This is a genomic window from Wenzhouxiangella marina (assembly GCF_001187785.1).
GTDB classification, from domain to species: Bacteria; Pseudomonadota; Gammaproteobacteria; order Xanthomonadales; family Wenzhouxiangellaceae; genus Wenzhouxiangella; species Wenzhouxiangella marina.
The window spans coordinates 2,407,261-2,420,511 of sequence record NZ_CP012154.1; the positions used below are offsets into that span (position 1 = coordinate 2,407,261).

General features: G+C 65.7%; 11 protein-coding genes. 6 read left to right on the forward strand and 5 right to left on the reverse strand.

Going from position 1 to position 13,251, the window contains the following annotated elements; translation table 11 throughout:
- The first annotated feature begins 31 nt into the window (after positions 1 to 31).
- From WM2015_RS10280 to epmA, 4 genes are all read left to right on the forward strand, one after another.
- Positions 32 to 1,495, forward strand: a complete 1,464-nt coding sequence (locus WM2015_RS10280; protein ID WP_169751150.1) for a M48 family metalloprotease — start codon at positions 32 to 34, stop codon at positions 1,493 to 1,495.
- 89 nt (positions 1,496 to 1,584) lie between these two features.
- Positions 1,585 to 3,753, forward strand: a complete 2,169-nt coding sequence (gene ppk1, locus WM2015_RS10285; protein WP_082169652.1) for a polyphosphate kinase 1 — start codon at positions 1,585 to 1,587, stop codon at positions 3,751 to 3,753.
- The gene (locus WM2015_RS10290) at positions 3,746 to 5,260 is read left to right on the forward strand and encodes a Ppx/GppA phosphatase family protein (RefSeq protein ID WP_049725965.1); all 1,515 of its coding nucleotides are present in this window, start codon (positions 3,746 to 3,748) and stop codon (positions 5,258 to 5,260) included. Before ppk1 ends, WM2015_RS10290 begins: the two co-directional genes overlap by 8 nt.
- Positions 5,257 to 6,189 carry an EF-P lysine aminoacylase EpmA gene (gene epmA, locus WM2015_RS10295; protein WP_082169653.1) on the forward strand — a complete coding sequence of 311 codons (933 nt, stop codon included), beginning with the start codon at positions 5,257 to 5,259 and terminating at the stop codon, positions 6,187 to 6,189. The genes WM2015_RS10290 and epmA overlap by 4 nt, the downstream gene beginning before the upstream one ends.
- Before the next feature lie 109 nt (positions 6,190 to 6,298).
- Here epmA and WM2015_RS10300 read toward each other — a convergent pair whose 3' ends face one another.
- Positions 6,299 to 6,757, reverse strand: coding sequence for a hypothetical protein (locus WM2015_RS10300; RefSeq protein ID WP_156201080.1), 459 nt, complete (start codon positions 6,755 to 6,757; stop codon positions 6,299 to 6,301).
- Between the two features lie 258 nt (positions 6,758 to 7,015).
- Here WM2015_RS10300 and WM2015_RS16150 point away from each other — a divergent pair, with 258 nt between their 5' ends.
- A complete protein-coding gene (locus WM2015_RS16150; RefSeq protein ID WP_049725967.1) occupies positions 7,016 to 7,993 on the forward strand; it encodes a M15 family metallopeptidase in 978 nt (325 codons plus the stop codon).
- A gap of 19 nt (positions 7,994 to 8,012) precedes the next feature.
- Here WM2015_RS16150 and WM2015_RS10310 read toward each other — a convergent pair whose 3' ends face one another.
- On the reverse strand, positions 8,013 to 9,425 hold the full coding sequence (locus WM2015_RS10310; protein WP_049727055.1) for a cryptochrome/photolyase family protein: 1,413 nt from the start codon (positions 9,423 to 9,425) through the stop codon (positions 8,013 to 8,015).
- A gap of 122 nt (positions 9,426 to 9,547) precedes the next feature.
- Here WM2015_RS10310 and WM2015_RS10315 point away from each other — a divergent pair, with 122 nt between their 5' ends.
- Positions 9,548 to 10,135, forward strand: a complete 588-nt coding sequence (locus WM2015_RS10315; RefSeq protein WP_049725968.1) for a DUF937 domain-containing protein — start codon at positions 9,548 to 9,550, stop codon at positions 10,133 to 10,135.
- Between the two features lie 8 nt (positions 10,136 to 10,143).
- On the opposite strand, the gene purF is transcribed toward WM2015_RS10315, so the two are convergent.
- The 3 genes from purF to WM2015_RS10330 are packed head-to-tail and all read right to left on the reverse strand — an operon-like array spanning position 10,144 to position 13,251.
- Positions 10,144 to 11,625: an amidophosphoribosyltransferase gene (purF, locus tag WM2015_RS10320; RefSeq protein WP_049725969.1), complete on the reverse strand. Its 1,482-nt coding sequence runs from the start codon at positions 11,623 to 11,625 to the stop codon at positions 10,144 to 10,146.
- A 10-nt stretch (positions 11,626 to 11,635) separates the two neighbouring features.
- Positions 11,636 to 12,220, reverse strand: a complete 585-nt coding sequence (locus WM2015_RS10325) for a CvpA family protein (RefSeq protein WP_082169654.1) — start codon at positions 12,218 to 12,220, stop codon at positions 11,636 to 11,638.
- On the reverse strand, positions 12,217 to 13,251 hold the full coding sequence (locus WM2015_RS10330; protein ID WP_049725970.1) for an SPOR domain-containing protein: 1,035 nt from the start codon (positions 13,249 to 13,251) through the stop codon (positions 12,217 to 12,219). Before WM2015_RS10330 ends, WM2015_RS10325 begins: the two co-directional genes overlap by 4 nt.

The following is a 13,251-nucleotide window of genomic DNA, read 5'->3' on the forward strand; positions in this document are numbered from 1 at the left end:
CCTCTGGCCCCGCCATCGGTCAGAGTCGAGCATGAGACTCTTGCGAATCCTCATTCCTGCCCTGCTGTTCATGCCCGGCATCCTAGCAGCCCAGACGGGCAGCGGGCTGCCGGACATGGGAGGCACCAGCACTCGCGTTCTGCCGATCGAGCAGGAGCAGACCTTCGCGCGCGATTTCGAGCGTTACATGCGCGCGCACAATCTGCTGATCGAAGACCCGATGATCCGGGACTACTTCGAGGACATGGGCTACCGCCTGGTGGCCAATTCCGATCGCCGAGACGGCAACTTCCACTTCTTCGTGATTCGGGAATCGGGGATCAACGCCTTCGCCAGTGTCGCCGGCGTCATCGGCATCCATTCCGGCCTGATCCTGTTGGCCGAGGACGAGAGCGAGGTCGCCGGCGTCGTGGCGCATGAAATCGCGCACGTCACCCAGGACCACCTCGCTCGAGGCCTGGAGAATGCCCAGGACGTCTCCCTGCCCGCCATGCTGGCCACCGTCGGACTCGCGATTGCCGCCAGCGCCGTGGGCAGCCCGGACGCCGGCCAGGCGGTACTGATGAGCGGCCTCGGTCTGGCCCAGCAGTTCCAGATCAACCACACCCGCCAATCGGAAGCCGAAGCCGATCGCATCGGCATCGCCCTGCTCGGCGACACGGGCTTCGACCCGCACGGCATGACCCGGTTCTTCGAGCGCCTGAACGTGCACAGCCGAGCCATGGGGCAAGGACCGCCCGAGTACCTGCGAACCCACCCGCTGACCATCAACCGGATCGCCGAGGCGCGCAGCCGGGCCGATGAGGTCTTCAATCCACGCGCGGCCACCGAGCCCTCGGAGGAGTTCCACTTCGTCCAGGCTCGTCTTCGCGTCCTGATGAGCCAGCGACTGGATCACGACATCCGCTGGTTCCAGACGCGCCTCGAGAACGGAACCCGCCCCGCCGACGCCATGCGCTATGGCCTGGTGCTGGCCCTGAGTCGAGAGGGGCGCATGGACGAAGCCGAAGTCCAGCTCGAGCGCCTGCTGAGCAGCGATCCGCAACGCCAGCTCTTTCAATTGCTGGAGGCCGAGTTCCAGCTCCGCGCCGGCCGGCGCGATCGAGCCCTCGAGGTTCTCGAACGCCTGGTCCACCAGTACCCCGGCAGCCGCCAGGTCACCAGCCAATACGCTCAGACCCTGATGCACGGGGACTCGGGAGCGGACGCGGAGCGCGCGAGCGAGTTGCTGCGCGGCTATCTGCGCGCCTACCCAGACGATCTGCGCATGACCGAGCTCTACGCGAGGGCGGCCAATCAGGCCGGCGAACCCGTTCGCGCCGCCGAAGCGGTGGCCGAAAGCTACTATCTTCGCGGCGGTGTCGAGGAGGCCATCGAACAGCTCGAGCGAGTCAGCGACCGCCCGGACCTGGACTACTACCAGCGCGCCCGCGTCACCGCCCGACTCAACGAGTTGAGGAGTGAACAGCTCAGGCTTGCGGCCCAGAATCGATAACGCGAACCGGAATCCATCATCCTGCGGTCATCGGCTCCGCGCAGACTCGCTGGACCCTCGACTCGCCGGGATTCCGGTAAAGTGAAGCCATGAGTGCGTCCGAACCCATCATCCAGTTGTCCTCCAGCACCCGTCTGACCAGCATCAGCGAGGTTCGCCAGCAGGCCGCCGAGCTGTCCGAATGGCGGCAGGACCGCCTGGACGCCCCCGAGCTCTATCTCAACCGCGAGCTCAGCTTGCTGGCCTTCACCCGGCGGGTGCTGGAACTGGCCCGTGACGAGACCGTGCCCCTGCTCGAGCGCCTGCGCTTCCTGTGCATTTCCTGCACCAATCTGGACGAGTTCTTCGAGGTGCGCGTGGCCTCGGTCCGGCAGCGGCTGCAACACGGCGTTCTGCAGCCGGGACCGGACGGCTTGAGCCCGACCGAGGCCCTGGAGGCGATTCGCAGCGCCGTCCTCGAGATGGTGGCCGAGCAGTACCGGGTCATGAACGAGGAGCTGACGCCGGCGCTCGCACGCCAGGGCATCCACATCCTGCGGCGTTCCGAGTGGTCGAAGAAGCAGCGGAAATGGCTGCACCAGCACTTCCGCCAGGAATTGATGCCCGTGCTCAGCCCCCTGGGACTGGACCCGGCCCACCCCTTTCCCCGGATCCTCAACAAGAGCCTGAACTTTGCCGTTGCCCTGGAAGGCCGGGATGCCTTCGGCCGCGACAGCGGCATGGCCCTGGTGCGAGCACCGCGCTCGCTGCCGCGCATCATTCGCGTGCCGAAGAGCTACTCGCACGGACCGAACGACTTCGTCTTCCTGTCCTCCATCCTGCACGCCTTCATCGATGAGCTGTTTCCGGGAATGAAGGTCCGGGGCTGCTATCAATTCCGCGTGACCCGAAACAGCGAGCTGTTCGTCGATGAGGAAGAAATCGAGGATCTGGCCCGCGCCCTCGAAGGCGAACTGATGGAACGCGGCTTCGCCGAAGCCGTCCGCCTGGAGGTCGCGGACAACTGCCCAGGCGACATCGCCCGCTTCCTGGGCAGCAAGTTCGGCATCGAGGACTCGGACATCTACCGCTGCGACGGGCCGGTCAATCTGAACCGGATGAGCGCGATCTGTGACCTGGCCGATCGTCCGGACCTCAAGTACCCGCCCTACCAGCCGCACACGCCCAAATCCCTGCTGCCGACCGCCAACCTCTTCGCCAGCCTGCGCCGACGAGACTGGATCCTGCATCATCCCTACGATAGCTTCCAACCGGTGGTCGATCTGATGCGCCAGGCGGCCAGCGATCCGGCCGTGCTGGCCATCAAGCAGACGCTCTACCGCACCGGCGTCGACTCGGCCCTGGTCGGACTGCTGATCGAGGCCGCGCGCGCCGGCAAGGACGTGACCGTCATCGTCGAACTGCGCGCGCGCTTCGACGAGGAAGCCAACATCACCCTGGCCACCCGGCTGCAGGAAGCCGGCGTGCAGGTGGTCTACGGCGTGGTCGGTCACAAGACGCACGCCAAGATGATGATGATCGTTCGACGCGAGCGCGGTCGCCTGCACCGCTATGTGCATCTGGGCACCGGCAACTATCATCAGGGCACGGCCAAGGGCTACACGGACTGGAGCCTGATGTCCGCCGACCCGGATCTCTGTCAGGACGTGCATCGGATCTTTCAGCAGCTCTCCGGTCTCGGCAAGGTCCAGGCCCTCAACAAGGTGGTGCAGTCACCCTTCGGACTGCACGATTTCCTGCTCGAGCGCATCGAACGGGAAACCGAACATGCCCGCGCCGGACGCCCGGCGGCGATTTCGGCCAAGATGAATTCCCTGACCGAACCCGGCATCATCCAGGCCCTGTATACCGCGTCCCGGGCCGGCGTCGATATCCGACTGGTCGTACGCGGCATCTGCTGCCTGCGACCCGGCGTGCCCGGCCTGTCGGAGACGATCCGGGTTCGCTCCATCCTGGGTCGTTTCCTGGAGCACAGCCGCGTCTATCACTTCCAGAACGGCGACGCGCCGGAAACCTGGGCCTCCAGCGCCGACTGGATGGAACGCAACCTGTTCCAGCGCGTGGAAGTCTGCTTCCCGATCTGCGACCCCAAGGCCTCGAAGCGGATCGTTCGTGAGAGCATCGAACTGCCCTTCGAGGACAACCTCCAGGCCTGGGAACTCCACGCCGACGGGAGCTATCACCTGCTGCAACCGCTCGGCAATGACGAGCCCCGCTCCGCACAGCAGGCTCTGATCGAACAGTACAGCCATGGCTGAGCGCCAGCTCTACGCCGGCATCGATCTCGGCAGCAACAGTTTTCACATGATCGTGGCCCGCCTCGAGCACGGGCAGATGCGCGTCATCGACCGACTCAAGGACATGGTTCGACTCGCCGGCGGTCTGGATGAACAGGGTCGCCTCGACGCGGAGACCCGGCAACGTGGCCTGGAGGCTCTGGCCCGTTTCGGTGACCGGATCCGCGACATCCCCGAGTCCCAGGTGCGAGCGGTGGGAACCCAGACCTTCCGGCGCCTGAGCCATCCGGCCGGCTTCCTGGTGCCCGCCGAAACCGCACTGGGCTTCCCGATCGACATCGTCAGCGGACGGGAAGAGGCTCGCCTGGTCTGGCTGGGCGTCAGCCAGGGCGTGGCGCCGGTCGAAGGCCGTCGCCTGGTCATCGACATCGGGGGCGGCTCGACGGAACTGGTCGCAGGCCAGGCGCTGCAACCCGATCTGGCCGAAAGCCTGCCCCTGGGCTGCGTCAGCCTGACTCGCGAGTTTCACGGCACGGGCCGCCTGGACGCCACGAGCCACGAGCACGCCCTCGAGCGCTGCCGCGCCGAACTGCAAGGTTGGGAGCGGCAGTTTCGCAACTACGGCTGCCAACAGGCCATCGGCAGCTCGGGCACGATCCGCGCCATTGCCGAGATGATCGAGGCGCATGACCCGGCGGAAGCCGGCCGCATCCGTCCCGGCCCACTGCGCCAGCTACGCCTGCGCCTGCTCGAGCACGGACGCATCGAGGACCTCCAGCACCCGGGTCTGTCCGAGCGCCGCCGTCCGGTCATCATGGGCGGTCTGGCCATCCTCGAATCGGTCATCGAGACCCTGGGTATCGAGCAGGTCAGCGTTTCACCGTATGCGCTGCGAGAGGGTCTGCTGCAGGACCTGTACGGGCGCCTGACCCACCAGGACCCCCGCGACGCAACGATCCGGGCCATGGAGGCTCGTTACCAGATCGATCACGATCAGGCCGCCCGGGTCACCGACTGGACCGCGGCCGCCTTCGAGCAACTGTGCGCGAACTGGGCACTGCGACCGATCCATGGCGACATGCTGCATTGGATCAGCCGTCTGCATGAAATCGGTCTCGCCGTGGCCCATGACGGGCACCAGCGACACACCGCCTACATCCTCGAACACGCCGACATGCCGGGCTTCAGCCGACAGGAGCAGCAGTTCATGGCCGTGATCGCCAGCCAGCAGCGGCGAGGAATCCAGGAGAGCGAGTTCGATCGTCTGCCGGGCCGGCTGCAGCAGCCAGCCCGTCGACTCACTGCGCTGCTGCGCCTGGCCGTGACGGTCTGCCGTTCGCGAACCGAAAGCGCCTTCGGCGATTTCAGTCTCACTGCGGAGGGGTCCGAACTGCGGCTGGGGCTCGACCCTGCCTGGCTGTCGGCACGCCCGCTGATCCGCCATGATCTCGAAACCGAGGCGGAGGAACTCGAGCGGATCGGCATCGAGCTCCGCCTCTCCGATCTGCCCCTCCCGCAGGCGCGATGAGGACCGGCGACTGGAGGCCGGGCGCCACGAGCCAGGTGCTGGTCGAGCGAGCACGCCTGCTGCGTCGAATCCGGGCCTTCCTGGACGAGCGCGGCCTGATCGAAGTCCAGACGCCGGTGATCACCATCGCCGGCATCACCGACGTGCACATCGACAGCCTGTCGCTCAACGATGCCATGGGCTATCTGCGCACCTCGCCGGAATACGCGCACAAGCGCTTGCTCGCTTCGGGCATGGGCGATCTCTACGAACTCGGACCCGTCTTCCGCGCCGGTGAATCGGGTCGCCTGCACCGGATCGAATTCACCCTGCTGGAGTGGTATCGACTCGACTGGGCTTGGAAAGCGCTGGCGGACGAAGTGCTGGCACTCATTCAGACCGGCCTCGAAGGTGCGGGGCATCCACCCTGGTCCACGCATTACCTGGATTGGACGGAGAGCTTTCTCGATCACGATCTGCCTGACCCGCTGGAGGTCGGCGAGGAGGAACTGCGGGCACTGAGTCCGGAGCTGCCGGAGGATTGCGACCGGGACATGCGACTGGACTGGCTGTTCGCCACGCGCATCCAGGCCGCGTTCCCCCCGAGAAGGCTGACGGTGATTCACGGCTACCCCGCCAGCCAGGCGGCTCTGGCGAGACTCGACCCGCTCGATCCACGCAAGGCGGAACGCTTCGAGGTCTTTGCCGGCTCGATCGAGTTGGCCAATGGCTATCACGAGCTGTGCGAGCCCGACGAACAGCGGAAGCGATTCGAGGCCGACAACGCGCGGCGCCGCCGCCTTGGCCGACCCACGATGCCAGTGGACGAGGCCTTCCTGGCCGCGCTCACGCATGGCTTGCCGGACTGCTCGGGCGTGGCCCTGGGCATCGACCGACTGGTGATGGTCACACTGGGCCTGGCCGACATTGCCGATGCCCGGGCGTTCTGAAATCGGGAACGAAGGGAGCCTTCCGAGACGAGCGGAAGGCCCCTTCAAAGACGCTCTGGAGAACGCATCGGCCGTTACCAGTCCCACCGCAAGGCCGAATCACGCCACTTTAATCGTCCGACATGACAGGCGGATGACCCTCGGGCTCCGCGGCTGTCTGCGGTGCAGACTGCCGCCAGCGCGCGCCGAATTCTTCCCACACGCGAAGCAACAGCAAGCGGGCTCGATCGATCGGGTCGAGACGATTCGGATGGTAGAGGCGTCGAATCGATCGCAGTGGCACGCGAAGCTGACGCTCATCGGCATCGAGCAACAACAGGTCGATGCCCTCCCTTGGCGAGGGTTCGACGATCCTGGCCTCGAAGTCCACCGGTAGCTGCATGGCCGCCGCTTCCTCATCGCGGGATGCCAGGGCGATCGGGTACCCGATGAGGCGGCGATCATCGATCAGTTCCACGACGGCAAGGCTCAAGGGGCGAGAGCGCCCCAGGGGATTCCGCTCCTCGGGAAGGGAGGCACTGGATATGAACAGACGCTTCGCCTGGGAAGCGCCGGACTCGGCGACCATCCACTCCTCGACCGGCCCCGGCCAGAGCGGCAGAAGAACGTGTCGGGCAGGAAGGAGTGGAAAGAGTAGAATGAGGCCCACGAGTCCGCTGGCAGCCAGCACTTGCCGTGTCCAGAAGGCTGCAGGATGGGGCATCATCGTGGCAATATATCATGGAGGACGAGGATGGCCGCCAGGCCATGAATAGACTCCAGGGGGCGACAACTCGGTCGATGAAAACAAGAAGGGCAAGCCGACTTCGCCGGAGCTTATGCGTGTATGAATGATTCAATCAAGGTCCGTCCGGCGCGAAACGCCGAACTTCCAACGCTGGCCAAGCTGATCGCCAATCAGCTGCCCGACATGATGGCGGGACGCAAGCGACCGGACAACATCGAGCAGCATCTGGCCCGTCTGATCCCCGATCAGTCGCTGATCCTGGCCACCCGAGGCAATCGACTCGCTGGATTGACGGCGGTCGATCTGGACCATCTCCAGGTACTGGCCTGCTATCTCGATCCCGAGACCGCCTCGCCGGACACCCCCAGGCAACTTTTCAAGGCCGCTGAAAAGCTCGCCCTGAGCTTCGGGGCCCGTCGGTTGAGTTGCACCATCAAGAAGCAGGTCAGCGGCTTCATGAGTTCGATGGGCTACGTCATGACCGGGGATGGCGTCGGCGACGACAGCGCCGGCCGGATGGAAAAGGATCTGCTGGCCAAGGCCAGACCCGAACTGAAGCAGCTGCTCGAGCTGCTCGATGAGCTGGGAATCCCGGAAGACTACGGTATCAAGCACCGGATGCATCTGATGCCCGAAGCCTCGACCCTGGTACCGATCGGCCGCGACATCTTCGACCGTGATCAGCGCATGACCCCCGCCGCAGCGACCGCCTGGTCGAGGATGCAGTCGGCGGCCAACAGTCGTGGGGTCGAGCTCCAGCTGGTTTCGGCCTTCCGCGGCGTCAGCTACCAGGCCAACCTGTTCCGCCGCAAGCTTGCCGACGGACAGAGCCTCGACAAGATTCTCTCGGTCTCGGCGGCGCCCGGCTACAGCGAGCACCACAGCGGCCGGGCCATCGATATCACCACGCCCGGCAAGAAGCCCCTGGAAGAAGACTTCGCGGATTCCAAGGCCTACCAGTGGCTGAAGGCCAATGCCGGGATCTATGGATTCAAGGAAAGCTATCCCCAGGGCAACCGCCATCGCATCAAGTGGGAACCCTGGCACTGGTGCTATCACCACCGGCCGGGGGCCTGAGCCCGGTCGCGAGCCCCGATCAGGCCTTCCTGATCGCCTGATAGGCATCCAGCGCACGCTGTCTCGAACGCTTCAGGTCGACCCTCGGCCGTGGATAACTGCGACCCTGCTCACTCGCAACCTCGGGTTGGTGGACACGGGGGCCTGAAATACCTTTCAACTCGGGGCACCAGCGCCGAACATAGTCGCCCTGCGGGTCGAACTTCTCGCCCTGCAGGACCGGGTTGAAGACCCGGAAGTACGGCGCCGCATCCGCGCCACAACCCGCGGTCCACTGCCAGCCCTGGGTGTTGTTGGCGAGGTCCGCATCGACCAGGGTGTCCCAGAACCAGCTCGCACCCTCCTGCCAGGGAATCAGCAGGTTCTTGGTCAGGAAGGAAGCGACGATCATGCGCACCCGATTGTGCATCCAGCCGGTCTGCCAGAGCTCGCGCATGCCGGCGTCGACCATGGGAATTCCGGTCCTGCCCTGCTGCCATGCCTCGAGGTCGGCACGATACTCCGACGGCGAACGCCAGGGGAAATCGCCGAACTGGTCCTTGAGTGGCTGGTCGGGCAGATGCGGATAGTGATAGAGGAGATAGGTGGAGAACTCGCGCCAGGCGATTTCACGCAGATAGGACAGCCGCCCCTGGCCACCCGGCAGCTCGCCCGAGGCCTCCAGGGCCAGGGCAATCTGTGCCGGTGAAATTTCGCCGAAATGCAGATGGGGTGACAAGCGGGACGTCCCATGCCGATCCGGCCGGTCGCGCTGCTCCGAATAGTCAGCGACGGCCTCCTCGACGAATCGATCGAGGCGCCGCCGCGCAGCCAGTTCACCCGGCGTCCAGCGATCGCTGAATCCATCGGCCCAGTCCAGCTTGGGCGTCAGCTCCAGTGCGTCCAGCGAGCACCCCGTCGGCCATCGGCTCGGCCCGGCCAGTTCACGGGGCTCCGGACAACGGCTCGGTGGACTCCAACGCTTCTGCAGTTGTTTCCAGAAGGGCGTGAAAACGAGGTAAGGCGTGCCATCGGCTTTCAGCAATTCCCACGGCTCCACCAGTACCGAGGCCCGGAAACTCCGAGCTTCGTACCCGCTTTCCCGCAGCTGCTTCTTGATGGCCTGGTCACGCTGGATGACCGCAGGATCGTACAGGCGATTCCAGAACACGGCCTCGGCACCCGTCTCATCGAGGAGCTGCCCGAGCACCTTGGCCGTGTCGCCGCGAGCCAGGGTCAATCGACTTCCGCGCTCGCTCAAGCGCTCGGAAAGTCGGGCCAGGGAATGATGCAGCCACCAGCGGGCCGCCGCGCCGGGAGACCAGTCGCCGAGCGAGTCCGGATCCCAGACATAGACCGGGATCACTCGTTCGAAGTGCTGACGAGCGTAATCGAGGGCGGCGTTGTCCGCCAGGCGCAAGTCGCGGCGGAACCAGACGATGGCAGTAGTCATCCGACGAACGATGCGCGTGTGTCCGTCAACGGCGGGTGAGCGCAGGCCCTGTTCGGAGGCTCCCATTGGCGATACCATCGGTATGGCCACCTATCGACCTTTCCCCAGGAGAACCGCCAGTCATGACCGACCTACTGAAAACCCTTTCCCAGCATTTCGACCAGGACGCGATCCAGGCCATGAGCCGGCAGATCGGGGCCTCGACCGAACAGACCCACGGCGCCATCAATGCCGCCCTGCCCGTTCTGGTCGGCATGCTCGCCAGGAACAATCGCTCGGAGGACGGTGGCCAGGCCCTCGCCCGGGCCGTCGAACGCGATCACGACGGCTCGATTCTCGATCAGCTGCAGGGCTTCTTCAGCAGCGGAGAAACCAGCATGGGTGAACGCATCCTGGGGCACGTACTCGGTAGCCGCCAGACCACGGCAGAAGCCGGGCTGGCCGAGCGCACCGGCCTGAGTGGCGGGCAGATCCACCAGCTGCTGGCCCTGCTGGCGCCGGTGGTCATGGGGGCCCTCGGACGCCAGAGCGGTGGCCGCTCCGGCGGGCTGGGTGATCTGCTCGAGGGCTCGATGGGCGAGCTGCTGCAGGGCCGCGGCGGCGAGGCGGGTGCCAGCGTCCTCGGTGACCTGCTCGGTGGCAAGGATCGGGACCTCGGTGGCCTTGCCCGTGCCGGCAGCAGCCTGCTCGGTGGCCTGTTCCGGAAGTAAGCGGACGCTCAGCCCGACTGGCCCCGCCGCTGCATGCGCGCCGCATCGGAGCGACGCGCTTCCAGCGCCTCGAGATAGCCATCTTCGAGCCCGGTCACGTATTTCCCGCTGAAACAGGAGCTGTCGAAGCCGTCGAGTTTCTGATTCTTGCCTCTGACTGCCTGTTCCAGCGCCTCCAGGTCCTGATAGATCAGGCGATCGGCGCCGATCGCCGCGCAGACCTCCTCCTCGCTTCGCCCGGCCGCGATCAATTCGCTGGCCGCCGGCATGTCGATGCCATAGACGTTGGGGTAGCGCACCGGCGGCGACGCGGAGGCCAGATAGACCTTGTTCGCACCCGCCTCGCGGGCCATCTGGATGATCTGCCGCGACGTGGTACCGCGGACGATGGAATCATCGACGAGCAGTACGTTCTTGCGACGGAATTCCAGCGGAATCGTGTTGAGCTTGCGGCGAACCGAACGCGCCCGCTCTTCCTGTCCCGGCATGATGAAGGTCCGCCCGATGTAGCGGTTCTTCATCAGACCCTCGCGGTACTTCACACCCAGCATGTGCGCCAGCGGCAGGCAGGCCGTGCGGCTGGTGTCCGGCACCGGGATGACGACATCGATGTCGTGATCCGGCCACTCGCGCAGGATCTTTTCGGCCAGGGCTTCACCCATGCGCAGACGCACCTTGTAGACCGACAGATCATCAATCATCGAGTCGGGGCGAGCGAAGTAGACATACTCGAACAGGCAGGGCGTGTGCGAGCGTGCCTCGGGACTGGCATGGCGGTGCAGCTGACCATCCATGTCCACCAGCACGGCCTCTCCGGGCGCGAGATCCGAGACCAGTTCAAAGCCCAGGATATCGAGGACGACCGACTCCGAGGCGATGATGTACTCCTCGCCATCATCCGACTCGCGGCGGCCCAGAACGGCAGGACGAATCCCGTGCGGATCACGGAACCCGAGCAGGCCTACGCCCGCGATCAGGGCCACGGCTGCGTAGCCGCCCCGGCACCGGCGGTGCACGCCGTCGACCGCAGCGAAGATCTGCGCGGGCGTGGGACTGCCACCGGGCTGGATCGCCAGCTCGTGGGCCAGACAGTTGAGCAGGACCTCGGAATCGGACTCCGTGTTGATGTGCCGACGGTCCTGGGCAAAGAGCTCGGCGCTCAGGCGATCGGAGTTGATCAGGTTGCCGTTGTGGCCCAAGGCGATGCCGCAGGGAGAATTGACGTACATCGGCTGCGTCTCGTCCGGTCGATCACAACCGGCCGTCGGGTAGCGGACGTGGCCGATGCCGATGTCCCCGGTCAGCCCGGCCACGGATTGTTCACCGAACACGTCCCGCACCAGGCCGATGCCTCGCGCCGAGCGCATCCGCCCGTCGTCCAGAGTCGTCATCCCCGCTGCATCCTGACCGCGATGCTGGAGAATCGTCATCGCGTCGTACAGACGCGCCGCCACGGGCGAGCGCCCGAAGATTCCTACTATTCCGCACATGTTCTTCGACTCAAGGTTCGGCTCGGACTTCGTCCGGTAGTTCGGGGGTGGGTTCCGGGGGCTCGTCGGAGCTCGTCGGTTCGGATTCGTCAGCCTCTGGCAACTGGTTGGCGCGAATCTGCTCCTGCAGGGAGTCCGGAAACTGCGCCACGGCCCAGGCGGCCAGATGCTCGAAACGCGGTAACAGCTGGGACTGCTGCCACCAGGGATCGTTCGGAAAGGGAGTGAAGCGCGCGATGATGACCGCCACCAGCACGATCGCCGCGCCGCGCAACAGACCGAACAGCGCACCGAGCAGGCGATCGGTGCCACTCAGGCCGGTGCCCTCGACGAGCTTGCCGAGCAGGTAGTTGCACAGCCCTCCCACGATCAGCACGACGACGAAGACACCGACGAAGGCCGCGATCAGGCGCACCGATGGCATGCTGATCCAGGGACTCATTTCGACCGACAGGGGCCCAGAGGCACGCAAAGCCAGATAGCCTGCGGCCACCCAGACGAGCAGCGAGAAGGCCTCGCGCACGAAGCCTCGGAACAGACTGACCAGCATGGAAATCAGCCCCACGGCCAGAATGGCCACATCGGCGCCGTTCATGGATGCGAGACCACCAGACCGTCCAGCGAGTCTTCATCGGCCATTGCCTGCAGACGCGCCTGCGCCTCCGCCCGTGACCCGACCGGGCCGACCCGGACACGCCAGATGCGGCGCGAACCGGCCATGTCCTCATGAATGAAGGCCTCGTAGCCGAGGTTCGAAAGCTGATCGAGCAAGCGAACGGCATTGTTGCGACTGGCGAAGGACCCGACCTGCACCACATAACCGGACTCGACGGGACGCTCCGCCGATATCGACTCGGCAGCCGGCACGGGAGCCTCGCCCACGATCACGGGATTGACGCCCGCCACGGTCTGACGGATCTGGCCGAGGGCACGCTCGGCATCGGCCCGCTGGCGATAGGGGCCGGTCCGGACCCGATGCAGCTCCGAGGGTCCACGCACCACCAGATCGATGGACGCCACATGCCCCAGCTGGGTCAATCGCGCCACCAGATCATCGGCGTTCTCGCGATTGCTGAAGCTGGCGACCTGGACTTCGAAACCGCTGGAGGCGGCGGTCGCCGGATCACCCGCCCGGGCTGCCTCGGTCGCTGGCGGCGGTGAAGCTTCCACGGGCGCTTCGACCGTCGTTTCCGGCGCTGATTCCGGTTCCGACGCCGCCTCGGCGCGGACCTCCGGCTCGCCTTCCCCTTCGCCAGGCGCTTCGCTGGCGGTCAGGTTGTCCGTGGCATCGGAGACCCCGGGTTCGCGGCTCGAGTCCGCGCCACGCGCTACGCTGGCCTCGATATCGGCCATCAGATCATCGGCGTTCCGGCCAGCTTCGGGGTCCATCCGCGCGGCCTCCGCCGGCTCGGCTCGCGTTTCGGGTGCCGACTCGCGGACTCGCTCGGGATTGAGGGCCAATCGCCGGACTGGTGCTCGCTCACCCGGCGCGCTGGGCAGTTCGATGCTCAACTCGCGACCGACGGACTCCTCTTCCGGACCCTCGAAGAGCATGGGCAGAAAAATGACCGCCAGGGCGATCAGGATCGATGCGCCGATCAGGCGCTGCTTGAGCACTTTGTCCAT